The sequence below is a fragment of the Pseudoalteromonas prydzensis genome, assembly GCF_011050055.1.
Classification (GTDB): Bacteria; Pseudomonadota; Gammaproteobacteria; order Enterobacterales; family Alteromonadaceae; genus Pseudoalteromonas; species Pseudoalteromonas prydzensis_A.
The window spans coordinates 1-23037 of the sequence record NZ_DRGM01000054.1; the positions used below are offsets into that span (position 1 = coordinate 1).

A 23037-nucleotide genomic window follows, 5' to 3' on the forward strand; every position below is an offset into this window, starting at 1 on the left:
CACTACCAAATTGGGGCTGGCTTACCGCGACGGCCGTCAATGTATCATCCGCATCCTCATCACTGGCCGTACTGAGCAAGCCATCACCCGCGGTGACAACTAAATTAGCCGCTTCATCAAGATTAAAGCTGAAATCTTGCCCTACCGGCGCATCGTTGGTGTTGGTTACTTCTAATGTAAACGGCGTTAAACTGGCGCTATCCGTACCATCGTTAACACTGATAGTAATAGTCGCGTAACTGCCTACATCCTCGTTTTCTGGCGTGCCCGACAATTCACCCGTGCTGGTGTCAAAGCTCGCCCAGCTTGGTTTGTTAATGATGCTGAAGGTATGGGTATCACCTGTATCGCTGTCTGTTAGTGTGGGTATAAAACTATACGCTGCATCTTCAGCTGTTGTTGTACTTGGTGAGCCACTTAATACCGGTGCGACATTGTATTTTTTAGTTACTGTGGCAGTTACTGCTGCACTGGCATTACCTGCGGTGTCTGTCACTATTGCTGAGAACGTTAACACTCCCTCAGCCAATGTTGTAACATCGATACTAGTAATTTGCTGCGTCACAGCACTGATCGTTGCGTTACCAGTAACAGCATTACTGCCATCACTTACCTGGTAACTAAGCGAGCCACTTCCTTCAAGCCCAGTAAAACTAACACTCATTGTAGATTCGTTATCTGCGTTAATTAAGCTTTGATCAACGCTAACTGCATGCCCGGTTGGGGTGGTATTATCTAAAGTAATTGAGCTGGTCGCCGCTGGCGATGTATTCCCTGCGCTGTCAGTTTGCGTTACCGATACAGTTAAGGTGCCATTATTAAGTGCACTTATATCTAATTCATTGCCGTTAAGCGTCCAATTACCACCACTACCAGCTGTAACCGTGGCATTTACACCACCAATATCAACATTAACTGTTGCGTTCACTTCTGCACCGGAGCCGGTGATCAATACACTATCATCTTCACTAGCGTTAACTATGCCATCGGCTTCGATTGGGGTATTAATAGTAACAACTGACGGTGCCGTGTTATCCAAGGTTATGGTAGTCGTTGCCGCAGCAGAAATATTACCCGCGCTGTCAGTTTGCGTTGCTGATACCGTTAACGTGCCATTATTTAATGCACTGATATCCAACTCATTGCCACTGAGACTCCAATTACCGCTGCTATCAGCTGTCACGGTGACATTTACACCACCAATATCAACCTTAACTGCGGCGCCTGATTCTGCTCCTGAGCCTACAATTAATACCGCATTATCTTCAGCAGCATTGACAATGCCATCAACGGCAATCGGCGTTGTGATAGTCAATGCATTTGGCGCTTGATTATCCAACGTAATTGTTGTGGTCGCCGCAGTTGAGATGTTACCTGCCGTATCACTTTGTGTGGCGCTGACGCTAAGCGTGCCATTATTAAAGCTGCTGACATCAAACTCACTACCACTGATAGTCCATGCCCCAGAGCCATCTGCCGTCACACTGCGCGATTGGTTATTCGCGCCATCGCTAATGGTCACATTAACGCTGGCATTGGCTTCTGCACCGGAGCCGGTGAGCAATACACTGTCATCTTCGAGCGCATTGATTAGGCCATCAACCTCAATCGGGGTGGCAATCGTCAAGGCATTCGGTGCTGCGTTATCTAACATCACTGAGGTGCTGGCTGCACTGGAGGTGTTACCCGCCGCATCACTTTGTGTGGCGCTGACGGTGAGTGTGCCGTTATTAAAGCTGCTGACATCAAACTCACTACCACTGATAGTCCATGTACCTGCGCCATCGGCCGTCACGGTGCGCGATTGGTTATTCGCGCCATCGCTGATAGTCACACTAACACTGGCATTGGCTTCTGCATCGGAGCCGGTGATCAATACACTGTCATCTTCGAGCGCATTGATTAGGCCATCAACCTCAATCGGAGTGGCGATCGCCAAAGCACTCGGTGCGGCGTTATCTAAAATCACTGCGGTGCTGGCAGCACTGGAAGTGTTACCCGCCGTGTCAGTTTGTGTAGCGCTGACGGTGAGCGTGCCGTTATTAAAGCTGCTAACATCAAATTCGCTGCCACTGATAGTCCATGCCCCAGCGCCATCGGCCGTCACAGTACGTGATAAGTTATTCGCGCCATCGCTGATGATCACACTAACGCTGGCATTGGCTTCCGCACCGGAGCCGGTGATCAATACACTGTCATCTTCTACGGCATTGATTAGGCCATCAACTTCAATCGGGGTGGCGATCGTCAAGGCACTCGGTGCGGCGTTATCTAAAATCACTGCGGTGCTGGCAGCACTGGAAGTATTACCCGCCGTATCACTTTGTGTGGCGCTGACGGTGAGCGTGCCGTTATTAAAGCTGCTGACATCAAACTCGCTACCACTGATAGTCCATGCCCCAGCGCCATCAGCCGTCACAGTACGTGATAAGTTATTCGCGCCATCGCTGATGGTCACATTAACCGTAGCGCCAGAGTCAGCGCCGCTACCTTGTATAAGCACATGCGCATCTTCTACAGCATTGATCCGACCATCTACTTCAATCGGGGTGGTAATGCTCGGTGCACTCACGTTAGTGTCAATGGTTATTGTAGTACTGGTGCCATTGGTAGTATTACCGGCAGAGTCCGTCGCGCGTGCCACAATGGTATGCGAGCCACTCGTCATTGCTGGGCTTACTGTGATACTCCACACCCCACCAATAACAACAGCACTGCCTATTGAGCCATCAACACTTGAAATTAGGGTAATGGTGTCGCCGGTAGTGCCTGTGCCTGTAAAGGTAGGTGTAGTATTATTGGTTATATTATCTGTATTCGAGGAGCCGCTATCACTTGCTGCTGATAGATCGGCTGCGCTAGGCGCGCTCGGCGCGGTGGTGTCTATTGTCACGGTAAGTGCGCTTGAGCTACTACTTACATTACTTGCCGAGTCTGTTGCTTTTGCTGAAATAGCATGGTCTAAACCGGCAGTTAACGTGCTAGTGGTAATTTGCCAATTACCATCAGTCGCTACGCCTGACCCTATTACAGTTGCTCCTGCACCAACTTGATCGCTGTAGAGTGTAACCGTTGAGCCACTCTCGGCAGTGCCACTAAATGTTGGCGTGGTATCGTTGGTAATATTATCCGTATCAGATGGTCCTGTATCAGAAAGCGCATTTAAATCAGGGGTCGATGGTGCACTTGGCGCAACATTATCATTTACCGTTATAGTAAACGCTTTTTGGAAAGTTGTTGTTGCATCGTTACTTTGTACGCACACAATATAATTTCCTGCACTAAGTGCAGCTTGTGTTTGCACTAAGGTGCCACTGATCTGAAAACTACTATTGTTTGTGTCAGCACTACATGTACCACTTACACTTGCGCCAGAGCTTACAAACGTATAACTATGGCTGTCGCTAGTATCTACATCTGAGGTAGTAAGTGCCCCTATATTAGCACCAGGCCCAGTTGATGATTGATTTATACTTGCCGATGAGAGTGAAATATCCGTTGGGGCATCATTTTGCCCAGTAATACTCACTATCGCTTGATTTGTACCCGCGCTGTTTGCTATTCCATCATTAAATACATAATCCAAAGTCACGGATGATGGTGGTGATTCTGAACTATTTTGATAGGTAATACTTTGCAAAACTGAGTCAACAATGGCAGATGTAGCATTAGCATTAAAGGTCAGTACCAAGGTACCAGAGGAATTACTGGTTACCGCTCCGACTGTGGTCGAATTATAAGTAAACGTATTGCCCTCAATTAGCGCGCCCAATAAGTTATTGTTCGCAAAAACATCTTCAGTACTCGCCCCACCGTTTCGAGTAATGGTTAAACTAGCATTATTATAATTACCAATTGCGCCATTAAGGGCATCGAGCTCAGTATCAGCAATAGTTACATCTGAGTCGATAACAATCGCAGAGCCATTTTCAGTAAAGGTCGCACCGCCATTCAAACTACTAAATACGGGAGCACTATTTGGCTCAACAAAAGTGATTATGGTATCACTACCACTGTCAGCAACGCTAAAAGCCAAACTTGAGCCTGGTGAATTAGTTAACGAGAGTGTAAGTTCAGAAATATTAAAATCGGTGGCATCTGTATCAACTTCTAATGTGCTAGCGCCATTAAATCGCACATTTGCACTTGAAAGCCCTGTTACACCAGTAATCGTTAAGGTATCGCCTACGGCTAGATCGGTGATGGTATCCCCTGATAATTGTGCTGCACTGCCAACAAAATTATCGTTACCTGCATTGCCCGTCATCGAATCAGTACCACCGCCAGGGCGGATGGTATCTGCGCCGCTACCGCCAACGAAAGTATCATCACCATTAAAATCGCTGGCCGTAATCGTCAATATGTCACTGGCAAAGGCTGAAGCATTTATTGATAGGGCCGCAGTAATTTCACCGCCACTCGCATTTGACACTGATACTGCTTGACCATTGGCATTAAAGTTGTCAGTCAAGGTTATCGTGGCATTATTGTTAGTTCCTATTGCCACGCCTTCCACAGCAGACACTGAGGTATTGGTAAAATCAAACGACCCACCATCCATAAGTTTCAGTGCTTCAGTCCCCGCACTACCCGTTATAGCAGTGCTAAAGTTACCAATATTATCCGCATCAATAGCCACTGTTGCACCACTAGCTAACGAAAGAGTGCCTATATTTAAAAATCCACCGCCACTAATGTCTGCACCATCAGTTACTTGTACTTGGTCGGCAACACTATTTTCGCCAATTAACATACCCGTATATGCACTGCTGCCAATTGCAAAAGTAATCGCGTCGGTTGACGAACCAGCGGTTACATTAGTGGTACCTGTTGATACGGTGATCGTTCTGGTATTTGTGCTGTCATCAGCTACAGCGTAGCTTTCAATGCCAGTTAACGTTGTAAAATCACCATCACCGGTGATAGTAATAGTTTCTGAACCTGGCGCTGTTATGGTGCCCGTAAAGCTGCCATGCTGGCTGGCCGTCATCGACACTGACGCGCCCGAAGCGAGTGTTAAGTTAGTCACATTACTAATCGTGGCATTACTAATGTTTGCGCCGCTACTCATAGACAATGTATCAGCAACACTATTTTCGCCGGTAATTGTTCCCGTATAAGCTAGTGTGCCAATATCAAAAGTGATGGCATCAGTTACAGAGCTAGCGGTTACTGAGTGCCCCGCTGCGCTAATAGAGACAGTACGCGCGTTAGTACTATCGTCATTTAATGTGTAGTTTTCAATTGCTGATACAGTAGCGAAATCACCGTCACCCAAAATAGCGAGCGTCTCATTACCACTGCCTGATACAGTGCCTGAGAACAATGCGAGCTGAGATGCAGCAATACTTGCTGAACCGCCACTTGCTACAGTAAAGTTTTCAAAGCCGCTAATTGTGGCGCCAGAAATATTGCCACCACTACCAATAGATAACGTATCAGTGCCGGTGTTGCCTGCTAAAATACCGGTTGCGGTAAGTGAGCCAACATTGAGGGTATCGTCCCCGCTGCTACCAGTAAGATTTTGCCCCGCAGCACCAAGGGTGAATGTATTTGCCACAGATAAAACATACGTTTCAATCGCACTGTTGCCTGTTAGTCCATCCGTTGCTGAGCTGATGGTTATCGTTTCTGTGCCTGGTGCTGTAAACGTTGTAAAACTATCGTGCTGCGCCTCGGTCATCAATACACTCGCACCACTGGCAAGCGTTAACGATTCAAAGGCAGAAATTGTTGCACCGCTGAGATCAGCACCAGAGTCGGCCTGTAATATATCGGTACCCGCAGCGCCATTCAATGTACCGGTTACCGTGAAGGCATTAATATTAACGGTATCATCTGCGCTGCTGCCAGTTACATTTTGCGCTGCACTGCCAAGCGTAAAGGTCATCGCTGCGCCAAGCACATAGCTTTCAATATCAGCATCACCAGTGAGCGCTTGATCGCCATCAGCACTAGCAATAGTAAACTGATTTGTACCAACACCATTTATGGTCGTGAAACTGTCATGCTGCGTTTCACTTAATGTCAATGAGCCATTGTTATATGGCGTTAAGGTTTCAAAAGCGCTCAAACTGGCAAAGCCAGTTAAGTCGGCGTCATTAACAACAACAAGCTCATCCGTGCCGCTGCCGCCATCAGCCGTTGACCCTGCAATATGCGCTGCATTGCTAATATTTAATGTTTCATTATCGTCACTAAACGTAATAGCAGGGCTTAAATTTATGCCGTTTAAGGTGCTAAATCCAGCAGCGACAGAACTCGCTGAAGTAATATTTGCAACCGAAATGGTCGCTGTACGACTGGCACTATTTACAGTGCCATCATTAATAACAACTGACACTGTACGCGCTGTGGTATTAGGTGTTGCACTGGTATTGTTATACGTTATTGCTTGTAAAAAGGTCGTCACTTGTGCAACGGTTGCCGAAGCCGCCGTTATCGAAATTGTATCTTGCAGAGTAATGTCTGAAGCACCTGATATACCGCCAAGTGCATTTTGCGCAGCAGCCGATACACTAAGCCCTTCTGACGCGCCATCTTGATCGTTGGTTAATGTAACCGTGATTGTTGTTATTGTATCCGCATCACTATCAGTTGCACTAGCGCTGGGCGCGATATTCACAGCACCGCTGCCTTCAGAAAACGAAACTGAACTATCTGTACCTGCCAGCACACCATTTAAATCAACTTCAGGGGCTGAATTTGCCGGAACTGCAGATAGGTTGTTTATGGCAAGATTGTCAATTTTCAGCCAGTCAAGAGTTGAATTATCATTATAAGAAACTTTTATCCACTTTATTCCCGTAAACAACGCACCAGAAGCATTTACTGTCTCGCCACTACGGTTCGGTAAATTCCCAGTGTTTGCTTCACCTCCTTTATCCGTTGTTAGCCGTATGACTTTATTAACGCCACTTGAGTTATAAACATCTAAACTAGATAAATTAAACGTTTCGTTATTTGTGAAATATATTTTGCTATATGTCTGATCTGACGATGACGAACTTGTACCGACGTAAACATAGCCCGCTGAAAAACTATATAAATCTTGCCCCCCACTAGCTCCAGACTTAATTTTTATGCTGTAACTGGTGTCCGGTATTTGGTAACTCTTACTATTCGCGTACCCAGTAGGTAAACCACCAAATCTCAACGTAGCATCAACAGCCAATACATCTGAAAAATCAATCAGAGCGAGTTCTGAAAATGGCCGGTTAGCAAAATCGATATCTCCTTTGACGACTTCTAAGTCCCAATCACCACCTTTACTACTATTACCGGTTAAATCATTAGAAGCGGCAACATCTAAATCCGTTGCTTGATTAAATAGCGTTAAAAACTGCTCACCCTGCGTATCTTTGCCAACATCACAGCCGTAAAAAAATACATCACCACCGGATCTTATAGCACCTTTAAATACACGCATAAATTGTGCATTTGTTTCAACCACCGCGGTATTGATTGTACTGTTACCTAGTTGCACCTCACCACTGCGACCATGTGAGAAGATACTCACACTTTGTAAATCGCGATAACCCCCAAGTAACTCTTCTAGTTGCTTAATACCCGACTCATCTGCCCGTAGCTCTACAATCTCAGTGGAACTATACCGTTGTTTATAAAGTAAGTTTTTATCAGGAACTGCAGCATCAATAATGATCAAATGCTTAATTGCATTGGCACTTTCGATTACCAAGTCATTTTCAGCTGACGCTTGCGATTGCTCACTTATCACCTTAGCAGTTGTGATCTGGCTAGGCTTGGGCATGCTTACGCTGTGTTGAGGTTGCGCTGGTAATTGCACATATTCACTTGCAGCAACATTAGCCGGTTGAATAAGCCCTAAGGCAGAACCTACAAAGATAGAAATTGGTGACAAAGAGAAGTGCAGCATTGGTTTAGTCCTCTAACCATATTGTATAAAGCGACGTTTTAGTACTACTTGTTGTTTAAAACGTTACGGTGCTTTTTGAGTGATCAAGCTTGCGCTACTGCCTTGAGGATCTAACCAAAAAGCCATATCACTGTATTTTTTAAATAACTCAGGGGGCAGCACCGTTTTTCGGCCAGTGAATTCCACTTTTTGCTTCACTGCATGCAGGCCTTCTGCCCCCAAATGTTTATCGAACTCACTGGCGTTATAGGTGACATTTTCAAAATCATGTTGATAACTAGGCAAACCTAAAAACTGATAGATCAGCGCCAAGCTATTTTCTGGTTTACTCACCAGCAAGTCATAATCGAGCAACAACAATTGCTTTGAAAACTCACCATAAAAACCTTCTTTTAACGCAGCCCATGCACTGCCAAATGGACCAAGATTAGAAGCAATATGCTCACAGCGGGTATACACGTTTTGCCGCGATGCTGGGGAATATATACGGCTAAATTCAAGACTGTTTTTTCTGTAGATGCGCTCAAAACTGTCCATTACCCACGCAGGGTTTCTCACCAAGCAAATCACCTTAAAGTCATTGCCAAATAAAGTGTTTAATAAATTAAGCTTTGCGGTCCATTGCCTGTTAGTATCAAAAACAATTTGCTTTTCAACATCCTGATAATAGCCAGAGCAAATAGCACGGCATATATTCAGCCGCTGTACTGCATTAATACTCGTGGCAAATTCACTCCCAGAGCCCATTTGCTCCAGCAGGTTAGTAATAAAGCCTGCCACTGGCGTTGACATATCAGCGTGAAAATCGGGGTTTTGCCGTAATATACTAGCCAGTAATGTTGAGCCAGATCTTGGTAAACCCGCGATAAAATGATAGTGATGCTGCATAAATAATTAATTCCGACTCGGGAATATCCCAAACAAGGCAATCACATAATTCATTGCGATATATGGCGTACGAATATCCATTGATTGATTGCCACCAGGTAAAGATGTTGTGCCTTGCAAGCTATTAGCTGGCAGGGTTAACGCAACATTTGCTTGTGCTGGGATATCAAATGAATTGACCGTAACATTGCCCAGACTCAGTAAGGACGATGGCGCTGTTTGGTATATTAGCTCTTGCTTATCAGGGCCACCACCAGCGACAACCGTTGCCAACGCGGCTCCAGCTGTAGGCTCACCCGTATCTGCATTTTGCGCTGTCGCAATGTTTGCAGCACCTGTCACACCAGTTATGGTTTGTCCTGGAATACTGACAGAGACTGACTGTGCTGAACTTGGCAATGACACCATACCTTGCATAGCTGGCAAATTAGTCGGCAAAATATGTACTGATTCACTGCCGCCTTTTTGACCAAGCCTATACTCACTCAAACCAGGTCCTCGGCCAAAACCAATCGGTGCTCGCCCTCTAATATCAGGTAACGCCATCGTGGTACGACCATCACCACCATAGATTGTGCCAATAATGGAAAAAAGTGCCGTGTTAGAGCTAATAGCCAATAACTGCCCTTCACACATAGCCCAGTTTCTAGGGGCAAAATTCCCTGCAAATATCTCAACATCGCCAATAAACGGTTCCGCACTCATAATTTATTTCCTCTCAAAATTTATATAATTACAATTGCATTCCAGCCGAAATATTCGCTAAAGATGCAAACCGATAACCCGTCACACAACCAAACTGACAAGAAACAATATCCAATGCCACAGCACCTTGTTTTGTTTGTACAACCAAGCCTGCAGATTTGCTAATAGTTAAAATCGTACCAGCGGGCTCAAAAAATAGTTTTTCTTCAACAAATGACGCTTGCAACACATTAATTTCTCCCAACTTAGTTGTGAGAATAAAGCCACCATACAGCGGATTACCAGCCCTAGCAGCAGCCACAAAATCGCTGGCGCTATGCGCCACACAAGATAATGTTAAATCGTTATAGGTCAGTGCGGGCAGGACACACTCTTTAGCGCTATGTGGCTGCCAATTTAATTGCTTAAATTCTGCAAAGAACAGTGCTAGTGTTTGCGCCAACGTAGATGCAACCCGCATCGCAAGACTTTGGTAAGTATCAAATGGATGAATCGCAATACTTTGTTGTAGCGTTTGTGCTTGGTTTTCGCCATTGCCAGTAAGCCTCTGCACTGTGATAGATAAATCGTCTTGCTGTGTTCTAACTTGCCAATATAACGTTTCTACCCATTGGTAATTTGCATCTGTTTGCAAAAAAACACCGTATGCATGACCATGAAAAAAGTTAATTATAGTGTCGCTCAATGGCGCTGCTGTAACACAGCTTATTGCCATCGTTGCTTGCCATTGATCAAGTTGAGCAAGCAACTGAACATCACTGTTCCAAGCAACAAATGCTATGTTGAACGCTTCACACTGCACCCGTAATTGTTCCGATTCACTTTGTACTTGGGCATTTTCATGTGCCACAAAAACCACGGCTACCAACAACTTACTTTGCAATAAAAAATCTACTGTGGGCATAGATAAGCAACTAGAAGTAAATAGCACTACCTTGTTAGTTTGCTCCATAACTCACCTGCTGCTCGGCTTTTGTTGGTAAAAACCCTGTCAAACCAGTAAGTTTGTAATAAAAAGTAATCTTGTCTGTTGAACTAAGTAATAAATCATCAGCTGTGGCGCTTTGCGGTTCAAAATCAATACATACATTAAGAAAGGGCAATGGATGAGTAATACCTGATTGGTACTGAGTTAACCAATGTTCGTTATAAGTCATCACCTCAGCGTAGAGCACAAGGACTCGCTTACTTGCATCTTCTGTGCTTGCAGGGATAGCCAAGGTATTACAACGTGCGACCTGTTGCTCACCAAGCTTAATAATATCAAGCGTCAGTAAGGTATGTCGGTCAAGTGTTAACACATTACCAAGCTCAATTCTTTCGCTTAGGATGTCGCTGTTAGGTGCACTCTTTATTTTTTCATTATGTGGCTGCTGCTGCCACTGCTCAACAAACTCTCGCTGACACTTTACTAACGCCGCGTTAACCTTGGTTTTACACGGCAACATTACACCATGGTTACTTAACTGCCTAGCAAAGTTTTTACAAATATTCAAATGTGCTTCTTTTGAGAAACCATGTTGGAATGCTTCGGCAAGAAAAATATCAAATGGCTGACTCCCTTTAAACAACACCGCGTCGGCGTGATATACACCTTCAAAATATGCACTCAGTTGTAGCTCATTAATTAACACTTTAAGTGATTGAATAGCCCCAGGTTGAATATCAATTAAAGAAACTCGCACTGTTTTAGGTGAGATAATGTGTTGCTGATCCATATAGAGTAAAATTGGTAGCAACAGTGGCGCAAAAGGACCACACGCTGGATAGGCTATATTTATTTGCGGACTGCGTTGTAATAAATCCCCGATTAGTTCAAACACTGCTTTATAAAAAATACTATTTCTATGTACATCTTTTATCGTTGTTGTGCAGTTTAAAACCGACATCACTAAACCATGCTCATTAATAAATTGATCTGTCATTTGAGCTTCAGTTAATTGCGCTTTAGCGAGAGTTTTTATAGCTTGGTTATAAGCATCAACAAACAATTTCTCCCTAACGGAGCTACAACTACTCGTGGTAACAGCCTGCTTTGCAATCGCTAAAAATGATTGCTGTAATGTTTGCCCCGTCACCGTAGGTTGATTGAGCGCGCTAATTTGATTTCGCAGTGCTTGATTAAGCAATCCTGTAACTACTGGCTGCTCAGTCATATACGTTGTGGATGCTTGTTGATATTGATTATTTAACACAAAACGCTCCTTTACTAACTGACTTCAGCTGCATTGACTGATGCACCGAGCAAGTTATAAATCCACTGATTAGCAACACAATCAACAACCAAGTTTATTCTTGGCAATTGACCTTTGTTTTTAACGCTATGAACCGCATCAGCATTAATATACCAACACGTATTCGCCACCATTGGCACTTGTTGACCATCAACACAAAACTCAACATCGGCAGAGCACGCTAAGCAAAAGTGAATTCGTATCTGAGCCGATTTTTCAATACTCAAACCGATGTCACGATGTGGTTTAATAGATGAATGTGGATGCAAACGCATCAAACGTGCAGATAAAATGTCACATTTCAAACTGCCAAGCAGGCTTTTGAAAGCAGGGAGATAAGTTAAGTTTGGACCATTAACCCAAGCACATTCAGGCTCTAACATAAAGGATTGGAGTATAGGGTGCCCATCAACATACTCTTTAGGTACATTCAGCGGCAATACATCCCATTTCCCTTGATAGTCATTTTCGTTGACATGATCGACCCAACAACATTGCTCAGCAACTAACAAATCCTCAGCGAGTTTAAACTCCCCAAACGGAATTGATAATTGAGCATATGCAACAGACTGGGTTATCATTTTTACACTCCCTGTTTTAGGTAAGCAGCCAATACTGATACAGCATAGACCAATAACCTATAAATAAAACATTACAGCGCATTACACGGTGACTTTTTGTGTATAGTAAATAGCCCATTTGTGCATTAAGCTTACCAATTAAAGCACATCCACTTTGGAGGTTTTCTTTGCGTATTAATGATTTAACACAGCAGCAATTAACACTTATTAGTATCGACTTAGCGCAATTAAGATTAATAGCCGATTTAACACTTGCGCCTACTATGCCTTACTTTGCTGAAAAACCTTATCCTATTGGCCGCTGTAGAGAAATAAGAGACGAGGTATTTACATTATTACAAGCACAACTGCCGCACACACAAAAACCAGGGCTCAGCTTATTAAAAGATCTCATTGCCCAAGGCAATCCTTTACAAAAAGCATGGGGCTCACTGCGGGATGAGTATTTTCAAAACGCATTTATTATCGGTACTTGGTATATTGATGTTGCTAACGACACCGTAAATGCCAATAAACCCAGAGTAGAGATTTTGCCTTTAGCGACATCAAACTTTACCCCAATTAAAGATTTTACTCAGTTTGTCACAATAGCCCGTAGCTATTGGAAAGTTGCAGTGTATAGAAATGATGTATGCCCAGCACTTGCGCCTTATATGCCACTTTTATGTGTGGGCGATAACGGTACTAGCTGGCTCGGAGCCGCAAACGACGACATGCTAAACATCGCAATACACAGCCAATTTACCCAATCAAAAACAATATTAAAAGATCTGCCAAGCCCACCAGTAGAGATAATACAACGCTGGCAATCACTGTTATTAAACTTCACTCACGACCCCTTATTAACAACAAAAGGAGATGCAATCACCTTTTGTGATGAATACAGTAAAAAGTTACAACACCCCGATCTAGCACACAGGGATGCCGCTGTGATTGCCTATTCATCGTTACCAAAGTCAGTGTAATTATAGTATCAGTGCAACACTCATTGTAATGACGTGTAATAGAAAAGCCTGCCCTTGTCCCTATACTCCTTAATGAGTAAAGCAATTAGCTTTTGCTCGCCAACCTATTCAAACAATTTAAGGAGAAATTTATGGCTACATTTAAAGTGAATATCCCAGCAGGTCCTATCTGGGATCAAAAAGATGCTGAAGAAAAAGCACCAGCCGTTGCCGCAGCGCACCAAGGCAAATGGACAGGCGAATGGAATACCGTAGTAGAAAGTCAAATGAGTGTTGTTGAAGTAGAACTTCAAGTGACAAACTCAGGCAGTAACTCATTCAAAACTACTGTATTAGCCGGCCCTCTTTGGAGCAATGACGAAGCTCAAAAAATAGGTGAAACCATCGCCGCTTCATATGGTGCAGAGTTTACTGGTGAATGGAAAACCATCGTCAATGGCGTGATGAGTGTTATTGAAATAGAGTATAAATTCTAACTCCTTAGAATTTATAAAGCGCTATGACACCTGGATTTATAGCGCTTTAACAAATTATTAGCTAGATCGCTTGCAAGCCCTGCCATGCCAACTGCAGCGCAAGTAAGGTTAAAATAGCCCGAAAAATACGTTTAAACTTATCGGTAGAAATACGCTGTAATAACTGCAAACCAAGCCAAGTGCCAAGCGCACCACTGATGATCATTGCCGTAACTAAAGGCAACCACTGCCAAAACGAAAAGCCCACAAAGCCATACAAAATAGCTTTAAAGGTATGTTGCACACTCATACAAGCAGAGAAAGTAGCGGTATATTTTAACTTCTCGTAATTATTAACATACAAACAACTGCCCACTAACGGGCCACTCGCTCCCACAAACATTGATAAAAAGGTTGTCACAGCACCAGCAGCACTGCGCCATAAAGCAGAGGTTTCACGCAACTTTGGCGTCACGCCCCACAATAAATAAAGTACAAACCCCGCCACAACAATTTTCATCAATTCAAGTGGAATACGTGTCACAATAGCCGACGCAGCAAACGCACCAATAATCCCACCAAGTGAAAAGTATACAAACATACTTTTATCAAGGTGCTTAAAAGTCAGCATAAACCTGTTGGCATTTGAACCCAACTGCACTAACCCATGCACCGGAATAACAATACTCATAGGTAATAACGACGCCATCACCACCAACAACATCAACCCGCCACCAGCACCAAAGGCAGCGGAGATCATCGACGTAACAGCCGACAAAATAATAAGCCCAATAACGCTGAACGACGTTAATAAATCGCCAGCTAAAAATTCCATCTAAGACCACTTGGCAAGTAAAACAGAGTAATGACGTTAGCATGAGTAAAAATAAGATGCGAGTACCTAAAGCACCAGTAAAATGAAACGCTTATTACAACAAAGAGCAACATGCCACCAGCTATTCAAACAATAAAACACCTCGCGATAAGCATAAAAAAACCCACCAACTTGATTGCTCAAATTGGTGGGTTTTTAGGGTTTTTAAATCTACGAATTTAAAAACCGATATTGAACTGGGGGAACCCTTAAATCACTATTTTAAAACAACTTTACAATTAACCACTACCCGACACGGTACTATCTGTGATACTAACCATGGTACTAAAATAGATTATCACCATAGTTAAAAAACGCTAGGTATATTAAATCTAATATTTTTTATTAATCTAAATTTCCTGCCAACTTTATCACTTTTTGGTAATCAGGCCATAACCAAATTTTCACGTTACCTGTTTTGTGATTAAAGTTGGAAAAATTACTATCTATTTCAAGAGCTACCTTTTTTATAATTCCATTGCAGTGGCTATAATCTTTACCATGAGCCTTACTATGAGTGCCATAAACTAAATGTTTTTGGGCATCACCCCACGTATCTGGATATTCAATATTATGCTGTACTGAATTATACATATTTAGCTCATATAGTTCAGAAAATACATTTTCATCATGGCTATCTAGCAAAATATTATGTTTGTATAACCTATTATCTATGCATGGCTTGCCATTTTTTCTTTCATCAAAACTTGTACTCTTTAGATCAAATTCTACTATCCCTACCAATAAAGAAAATATATTTACTACCTGAACTTTATTAGAGCTTTGTTCAGCGTATAACGCTCCTCGTAAGCAAGCTTTTAATTTATCAATTAACTGATCAACATCCCTTAAACTCAACTCGTAAGCTTTAGCCACCCATATTATATATTGGTGTATATTGTCTTTTGTATTGTTTGTAATTTTAGGGTAAATGACTACCCTATCAGAATACGGCGTTAAATCTATTTCTTGTAATTTTAAATAGTGCTCGAGATCTGACTCTGCTAATCTAGCTTCTCTATTAAAAAAGCGTTTCAAATAAGTATTCGAGTCAAAATTAGAACCGTAAACTGATTTTATCGACTCTTGCAGCTGCGTAGTATCTGTGGCCACAACAAAAACAAAATTCTTTGTTGTGAAGAAGTGCTTTATAACTTCTAACATTTCTATGGCGTAATTAGGTCTACATCTATCAAGTTCATCAATTAGTACAATCACAGGCAATTCCTTACCGTGAGTTTGCTTAAGCACTTCAGCTAAAAGCCCTAATTCTTTTCTTATACTTTTAATAGCTTCAACTTGCTCTTCATGATCTTTCTTTATACTCGTAAGAAAGTCTTTCGCCGATGCTTCAAATAGAGTTTTCATAATTTCTCTACCCGTTGCAGAATCATCAACTAGATACTTAGTAACCAACCCTGTACCAGCGATAACAGTACCTTTTAGCGCTTTTCCTAAAAAGCCTGTTAGCTTGTCTAAATCAGACCCAATGTTGTGGTTAATTATTGAAAGTTGATTAATTAGCTCGCTAGCAACCACTGATAACGGTATCTCTGAAAAATCACTTTCCCATGCATCAATATAAATAGTCGGATGCCCTTCATTCGTCAGGTGCGTGTACAGACGTCTTAAAAACTCAGTTTTACCAGTTCCCCAAGCACCATTTAAGTTAAGCACAAAGCCGTCGTGCTCTCCCTTAATATAATTAGTTAAAAACTCACCATACTCTTTACGATTGAGCTTACAGTTATCAAACGTATACTCAGTAAGCCACTCTGGATATTTACAATTAATACTCATATATTACTCTCTCCAATAATCACTCACAGAAGCTCTTACATTTTCAATCTCTGGCTGAGAATACCCATTTTTCCCAATAGTTGGATAAAAAACTAAACTAAAAATAACATCTAAAGAATCACCAGAAAATGGCTTATCATCATGATTAGTACCTGAAATGGTCGCGCTCATCTTAATAGATACTTCTTCACCTTCTCTTTCTTCAACCCCAACCACATGAACATCTTCAACAAACTCAAAATAGGCGTTAGTTTCTGCCATTGACCCTGTAACAGAATCCTCATGTAATAATGAATCATAATTATCTGAATCGCCTGCAAACTCATTTGCTAAATCTTTGAACAAGTCATCTGACATAAACCTGATTGTATCTATGTTTTCAAACATTTGAACCAAATGATCAAAAACCTCTTCTGCCGTCACTTTTATTTTTGAATTTTTAATTAACTCAGAAAGAGCTTTGAGAATTGTTAAGTTGCTGTATGCAACACATGAAAGCTCCTCTAACTGAGATAATGAAAATTCATCATCCATTAATAGCTCGTCACTATTTCTATAGCCGAAGCAAATTACTAAGCAATCCATCATAAAATCTATCGGCGCATTTACTTCATCTTCAATAAAAGATTCTGATAAATATTTAAGAAAAACGTAAGCAGTCGGAAACCTTGCGTTTAATATCTCTTGGTGATGATGGGCTTTTGCTCGTTCTTGAGCAAGCTTTTCTCTTTCATCACGCCTTTTTAAGTCATTGAGTCTTAACTCTTCTTGCTCAGCTTCTAACTCTAATTTTTTTTGCTCGGCTATCGTTATCTTTTTCTTAGCTTCTAACTCTTCAAGTTTAAGTTTTTTATCGTTAGCCTCTATTCTTGTTATATCAGCTTTAGCCTCAAACTCTTTTAACTCAGCATCTAACCTTTTTCCTAAGTATGGGTTAGCAGGATCTCCTTTGTATATTACTTCATTCAATTCCGTTTTTTTCTTAGCCTTTATTATATCAATGCCAACAACCTCACTATGTCGCCACTCTTCCGCTCTTTTAAGTAATTTATGACTCAAAACATTCAAATACGGTAAGCCAAACGCGTATGCCAACGCCACTAGCAAAGGCCACAGCCATATGCTTAAATTTGAAAGTCTAATTATTTCTTCGAATGCCAAAAGTCTAACTTCAAGATCCCCTTTCCCCCAAAATAATAAGAGGAAATACTTCCAATTGAATAAAATCCACGCCCCCATAAAAGCGCCTAAAACAGGGCTTGTGATCTTCACTCTATTATCACTAAACCAACCTTTAATTAAATCCTGTACCATTGAAGTTCCTTATAGCCTGCGCTTTTTTAAACCCACTCAACATATCGAATATCACTTGCTGAAATTGTTGGTTTCTTACGGGATCTGACAACAGCTGCATCATTTTAGGCAGTGGTGTCAGCCATTGCTTGAGGTAAATAGCCTAGCATAGCCCTTCAAAAAATTTTTATAGTCTCACTCATTATCGAAATTTATTAACTTAAACGACACAAAATACTATCTAAAAATAAAACTAATTGTTTTTAGAAATATTTATTCGCCCTTTCTATGCTGCTTAGAGACTTACCACATTTTTCAACAAGCTCTGCATTGGTCATATAGCGATCTTTTTTAATAAACCCTAAGATGGCTTTATCAACGTTAGAAAGCTTTAAACCATCATCTAAGTCTTCACTTTCTAACTTTTTAGCCAATCAAGTCAAACAGTTATTAGTTTTGCTATATAAGTCCTGTGCGAACTCCTACATTTTAAACTCAACAGTACTTACCTTACCTGATAACTCATCTTGTACTGTTTTAAATAATTTAATAAGTGTTGAAGTTAAATACGCTTGAAATTTATCCAGTGCTAGAGTGCGATCAAACACGTCAGTGGGTAAGAAGCGCTTCATCTCAGCTATAAATGCATCACTTTTAATAAGTGCTGATAGGCGTTCAATTAAATTAGCAAGCAACACATCAAATTGCTCGAGTTTATAATCTGCGATCTTGCTTTTTACTAAATCCATTTGCAATGTAGCGCCTTGCTGCTGCAACCAGGCGAGGTCCCAAATATCTCGATGCCGAACATATTTTGTTGTCGCAGGTAACGAAATTATTTTATCCGCCATCACTTCGTCTAACGTCTCGGTTAAAATCAGTGCGTCACTATAGCCATCCGGTAAAAAGTCATAATTTGCTTGCAGAGATAATGGCTCCTTTGTATAAGCAGGGATATTAGCAACTTCAAGTTTAATTTTTTGTTTAGGTAAATCCTTTCTCTCGGGAAAAGTAACAACTGCAATCTGCCATTTATCAATGCTTAGTTCGGCATATTTAGGATCTTCTCTTAACTCTTTAGGTTCTTTAACACTGACTTCAAGTCCGTATCTTCCGCCGATATATTTTTCAATACAGGCTTTCATATCAGCCAGCATTACCGAGCTGAAATCTTTGCCACCAGCAAAATCTAAATCTTCACTGAAGCGATTGCCGCCATAACATAACCGTAAACATGTACCTCCTTGAAAAGTTAACTTATCAAGCAGTCCTGCCTTTTCTAAAGCAAATAAAATATCGTAATGTAGAAGCTCTTTTTCTATAACTGCGCGCATGTGCGAAACATTGTCACTTTGCATTGCTTGATTTACTAACTTTGCGAAGTTCTGTTGGTCAATTTTCATAAAGTACGATCCTCCAATTCATCTATATTGACCAAATGCGTATTGCGGCCAACACGTTTTAAATCTCTATAAGCGACTTGTTTGGTGGCTAATCTAAGCGGCCTACCAATTAAATTTGTACCTTCCAGAATATCCATAGGAGCACGTTTTGTATGGGTAAATTCAATGGTCCCAAACGGGGTTTTATACTCTGCCGAGCGCCCTGTTGTCATTACCGTTAAGCGATCAACTGGAATTTGTGAGATAGCTCCAAACTCAGAAAGTGCCGATTCCAAACTGACGTAATTATATTCGCCACGCCTAATCGTTTTGGCAATTTGCTCTAACGTATCACTCCCCTTAGATTGCGCTAGAGTATAGAGGTACACACCATTAATAATACGTACAAGCAAACCATCATCTAACAAACGTTTGATGCCCGCTCGTAGAGTTCGCTCATTGTCTTGATGGAAAATTTTCGAAAGATCTGAATTAGTGAAGATATAACGACCTCGCTTATCGTATTCAGTAAACTTTTTAATAGCTTCAGACTTCTTCAATTCACACCTCAAGTTATCATTATCAACACATAAAAGTGTCATAATTGTAAACTTAAAAACCCGCCATTACAAGTATACAAAAAAGACAAATAATAAGGTCATAATTGTAGACTTAATTATGATAGCTAGAGAGAACCTTTCCTCGCAAAAGTATGCCGTAAAGCATAGCTACACTGCCCTTTTAGTAAATTAATATCCGTTTTATTTACAGCAGTTTATTTGTTCTGGATGTTAGCGGTTAACCTGCCAATACCCCGTTTTTTTAGCGCCAATTCGTTTTATCAACCCTGCTTCTTTTAGAATTTTAATGCGCCTTTCAATTGTTCTTACTGATTTACTAAGCTCATCTGACAATTGCATATGTGTAATATGCGTATTGTTAGTTATTAGCTTAATAATTTCCTTGTCTAGAGCTGTGAGTTTTAAACCGTCATTTAAACCGTCATTTGATGTCGTGTTATTCGCTTCTAAGATTGCGTCATAAATCATCTGCAGCATAAACTCTATAAAAGGAGCGCTATCGGTTTGGTGAGTACTTTGGCGAATCGCTAAATAGTAGGTATCTTGATGTTGGTACACCATACTCTCGACAGGAATATTCACAAACACCGCATGCCACTTAGACAAGATCAATGTTTGCCATAAACGCCCCATTCGTCCGTTACCATCAGAAAAGGGATGAATAAACTCAAATTCATAATGAAATACACAACTAGCAATGAGTGGGTGCACATCACTTTGTTCTAGCCATTGCAGTAAATCTGCCATTAACTTTGCTACACGTTCAGCTTGCGGTGCCATGTGGATAACCTGCTCACCAGACATCACCCCAACACCTTCTTGACGATACATGCGCATCTTTAACTAAACCTTTCATCATCAGCCTATGCGCTGCTAGTAGGTGTTTACTATTTGCTGGTTGCCATTGAGCAAGTGTATCGTAAGTGTTGATTGCATTATGTGCTTCTTGTACTTCTTTAGGTGGTGCAATTACTCGTTTGCCATCGAGTATCGCGGTAATTTGCTGTTGTGTTAGGGTGCTACCTTCAATGGCTAGCGAGCCCTGTACTGTGCGCATTCGATTAACTTTACGCAACCGCAGCAGTTTCTCTTGCTCTTGTTGTATGGTTAACCTTCCTATTTGCTCGCTAATTTGCGCAACTAGGATCAGTATTTTGTTGCTGAGGGTAAAAGGCGGTGTGTATTTAGGCATTATTTATATTCATTACTTAGGTAGTTAAATTGACCTGCGGTTATTAAAATAGCACTTTAAAACTTTATTTGTACAGTAATACCAATCCGCTGTTTTATATAAATGAAAGCCATAAAAAAACCCGCAACTTGATTACTCAAGTTGCGGGTTTTTTAGGGTTTTTAAATCAACGAATTTAAAAACCGATATTGGTGGAGCTGGGGGGATTTGAACCCCCGTCCGAAAAGCCTCGATTGTTACATGTAACCAGTAAAAACAGGTACTTACTTGTAAATCATAAACTTAGTTACTCATAGTATCTTTTAAAGTCTTGTGTAATCTTTTAAGTTTGGGCATTATGTGGACATAATAAATATGCGCGAGTCGCTCTTTTTAGATGGTTCGTATTACTAAAAATGAAACAGGGAGTTTGAAATGCAATTACAAATATTTGAAGGAAGAAAAGGCGAATTTGGCCTTGAAAACTTAACTACTGTAGAAATCAATACTGGCATTTGGTTCTTGGCAAAAGAGGTCTGCCGAGCTTTAGAACTAAAAGACATAAACAGTGCTTTAGGCAGATTAGACCCAGATGAGAAGATTATTTCTCCTATGCCAATTAATGGCGGACAAGAAATAATCATTTCAGAGAGCGGACTATACTCACTCGTTTTTGCGAGCCGAAAACCAACCGCTAAAGAATTTCAACGTTGGATTACCAAGGAAGTAATTCCGACAATACGAAAGACTGGCGGATATGGTCATGCCCAAGCACCAAATTTCATGGTCCGTTTCAATGCTAACTGGTCAAGAGTAGACCAAGGGTACTTCTCCGTAATTAGTGAACTTTTTATACGTTTATACGGCCGTTTCGAGCATGAAGGATATAAAATCCCAGATAAAGCACTAGATGGAAAAGAAATTCGACCAGACGTTAGCGTAGGTCGCTTGTTTTCTACTTATCTGAAAAATAATTATCCCGACGTTGCTGACAACTTCAAAATGTATAGTCATGCTTTTCCAGATGGAAGTGAACATGATGCAAGGCAATACAGTAATGATTTGCTACCAATTTTTATACAGTTTGTGGATACAGATTGGATCCCAAATCAAGCATCACGATATTTTAAAACAAGAGATCCTGTTGCTTTAGAATACTTGCCAAAGCTGCTGACAGCACAGTAACCCAAACATAAGAGACATGGTTAGCTGTTATAAAATTGATAAGAATTTCCGTCTGCTCGTATTATCCATGCAGACGGAAATACCAATCCATAGGAAGTCGCATGTTTGTATTCAAAGTAAAAAAAGGAATCAATCAAGCCATAAAAATCTCTGAAAAAAGTGTTATTGAAGCAACTAAACGCGGGGAACCTTTCTACCAAACTGTTAACGGTAAAAAGCGTCATTACGCATATTGCCCTGTATGTGAGAATCCTGTAATACTGATAAATGTCCATGTTGACAATCAATATATTGATGAAGCAGAAAAAACCTTGTCAATGCACGCTAGACACATAAAATCGGACGTAAGTGGTGTAGGTAAATATAGCCAAGATGCTTATGACAGTTGCCCATACGCTAATCCAAGCTCCTCAAAAAGTAAGGTGAGAAGGCCAAAAGGGACTGTTTCAAATGAATTGCTTTGGTTAATAAAAACCTTTCCTGATGCTATAGATACGGTTATGAGAAGAGATGTTGGAATTTTAGCAAGTGAAACACTTTTTGAAAAAATGCTAACAAACTTCAAAGAAGAAGATGGCCATTTATATAGATATGTCAGCAAACCCAACTTACCTTATTCTTTTATGTATATGGCAGATAGCCAAGATATCCTTTTTGAAAAAACTGACATAAACTACTCATCAGGAAGGGAGCTAAAAAAACTTATTAATGAAAATGCAACTTGGTGCTTTGTCTCTAAGTACGGCACTATATGTAAAAAGAAAAACGCTGAAAAGTACGTACGACTTACTATTCACTTTACAGATTTTGAGATACACGAATTAGACAGCGAAAAATATCAAAAGTTTTCCTTCATCATTACGGAATCATATGGTGGACAAAAAACAGAAATTTTAAAAAAAGAAGTTAAGTTTGATCAGTTTTACTACCTTAATATTATAGAAAAAAGAATGCGTTATATAAATCTAGCCAAAAATATCCTTGGCTATTAAGCCTTGATATAAAAGAGTAAGCTTCCAACTGACT

Annotated in this window: 18 protein-coding genes; 4 read left to right on the forward strand and 14 right to left on the reverse strand. The window is 41.1% G+C overall.

The features are described 5' to 3' along the window. The 6 genes from ENH88_RS04955 to ENH88_RS04980 all read right to left on the reverse strand — a co-directional run. Positions 1-7897, reverse strand: a 7897-nt coding sequence (locus tag ENH88_RS04955; protein WP_304180328.1) for an Ig-like domain-containing protein, incomplete at its 3' end; no start/stop codon positions are given. Positions 7898-7960: 63 nt separating this feature from the next. Next, a complete protein-coding gene (locus ENH88_RS04960; protein ID WP_304180330.1) occupies positions 7961-8785 on the reverse strand; it encodes a sulfotransferase in 825 nt (274 codons plus the stop codon). Between the two features lie 6 nt (positions 8786-8791). Beyond that, a complete protein-coding gene (locus ENH88_RS04965; protein WP_304180331.1) occupies positions 8792-9490 on the reverse strand; it encodes a phage tail protein in 699 nt (232 codons plus the stop codon). A 28-nt stretch (positions 9491-9518) separates the two neighbouring features. Then, positions 9519-10442, reverse strand: coding sequence for a hypothetical protein (locus ENH88_RS04970; protein WP_304180333.1), 924 nt, complete (start codon positions 10440-10442; stop codon positions 9519-9521). Next, positions 10429-11685 (reverse strand): hypothetical protein, encoded by a 1257-nt coding sequence (locus ENH88_RS04975; RefSeq protein ID WP_304180335.1) that lies wholly within the window; start codon positions 11683-11685, stop codon positions 10429-10431. Before ENH88_RS04975 ends, ENH88_RS04970 begins: the two co-directional genes overlap by 14 nt. Before the next feature lie 14 nt (positions 11686-11699). After that, positions 11700-12305, reverse strand: coding sequence for an aspartyl/asparaginyl beta-hydroxylase domain-containing protein (locus ENH88_RS04980; RefSeq protein ID WP_304180337.1), 606 nt, complete (start codon positions 12303-12305; stop codon positions 11700-11702). Between the two features lie 167 nt (positions 12306-12472). Here ENH88_RS04980 and ENH88_RS04985 point away from each other — a divergent pair, with 167 nt between their 5' ends. Both ENH88_RS04985 and ENH88_RS04990 read left to right on the forward strand, forming a co-directional pair. Further along, a complete protein-coding gene (locus ENH88_RS04985) occupies positions 12473-13270 on the forward strand; it encodes a hypothetical protein (protein WP_304180339.1) in 798 nt (265 codons plus the stop codon). Between the two features lie 131 nt (positions 13271-13401). Next, a complete protein-coding gene (locus ENH88_RS04990; protein ID WP_304180341.1) occupies positions 13402-13746 on the forward strand; it encodes a mannan-binding lectin in 345 nt (114 codons plus the stop codon). Positions 13747-13807: 61 nt separating this feature from the next. Here the strand turns inward: ENH88_RS04990 and ENH88_RS04995 are convergent, their stop codons facing one another. The 8 genes from ENH88_RS04995 to ENH88_RS05030 all read right to left on the reverse strand — a co-directional run bounded on the left by ENH88_RS04995 (position 13808) and on the right by ENH88_RS05030 (position 20847). Beyond that, positions 13808-14560: a sulfite exporter TauE/SafE family protein gene (locus ENH88_RS04995; RefSeq protein ID WP_304180342.1), complete on the reverse strand. Its 753-nt coding sequence runs from the start codon at positions 14558-14560 to the stop codon at positions 13808-13810. 384 nt (positions 14561-14944) lie between these two features. Continuing rightward, complete coding sequence (locus ENH88_RS05000; RefSeq protein WP_304180343.1) at positions 14945-16399, reverse strand: KAP family P-loop NTPase fold protein; 1455 nt, start codon at positions 16397-16399, stop codon at positions 14945-14947. A gap of 3 nt (positions 16400-16402) precedes the next feature. Next, entirely contained in the window at positions 16403-17713 is a 1311-nt protein-coding gene (locus tag ENH88_RS05005) for a hypothetical protein (protein WP_304180345.1), read from the reverse strand. Positions 17714-17955: 242 nt separating this feature from the next. Further along, positions 17956-18126, reverse strand: a complete 171-nt coding sequence (locus ENH88_RS05010; protein ID WP_304180346.1) for a winged helix-turn-helix domain-containing protein — start codon at positions 18124-18126, stop codon at positions 17956-17958. A gap of 48 nt (positions 18127-18174) precedes the next feature. After that, a complete protein-coding gene (locus ENH88_RS05015; RefSeq protein ID WP_304180348.1) occupies positions 18175-19095 on the reverse strand; it encodes a nucleotidyl transferase AbiEii/AbiGii toxin family protein in 921 nt (306 codons plus the stop codon). Beyond that, entirely contained in the window at positions 19092-19634 is a 543-nt protein-coding gene (gene abiEi / locus ENH88_RS05020; RefSeq protein WP_192540381.1) for a type IV toxin-antitoxin system AbiEi family antitoxin, read from the reverse strand. The genes ENH88_RS05015 and abiEi overlap by 4 nt, the downstream gene beginning before the upstream one ends. A gap of 231 nt (positions 19635-19865) precedes the next feature. Continuing rightward, positions 19866-20486 (reverse strand): Fic family protein, encoded by a 621-nt coding sequence (locus tag ENH88_RS05025; protein WP_304180352.1) that lies wholly within the window; start codon positions 20484-20486, stop codon positions 19866-19868. Beyond that, positions 20449-20847: a hypothetical protein gene (locus ENH88_RS05030; protein WP_304180353.1), complete on the reverse strand. Its 399-nt coding sequence runs from the start codon at positions 20845-20847 to the stop codon at positions 20449-20451. Before ENH88_RS05030 ends, ENH88_RS05025 begins: the two co-directional genes overlap by 38 nt. 414 nt (positions 20848-21261) lie before the next feature. Between ENH88_RS05030 and ENH88_RS05035 the strand changes: the two genes are divergently transcribed. Then, entirely contained in the window at positions 21262-22011 is a 750-nt protein-coding gene (locus ENH88_RS05035; protein ID WP_244390366.1) for a BRO-N domain-containing protein, read from the forward strand. Positions 22012-22112: 101 nt separating this feature from the next. Then, complete coding sequence (locus ENH88_RS05040) at positions 22113-23003, forward strand: hypothetical protein (RefSeq protein ID WP_304180356.1); 891 nt, start codon at positions 22113-22115, stop codon at positions 23001-23003. The last annotated feature ends 34 nt before the right edge of the window (positions 23004-23037 follow it).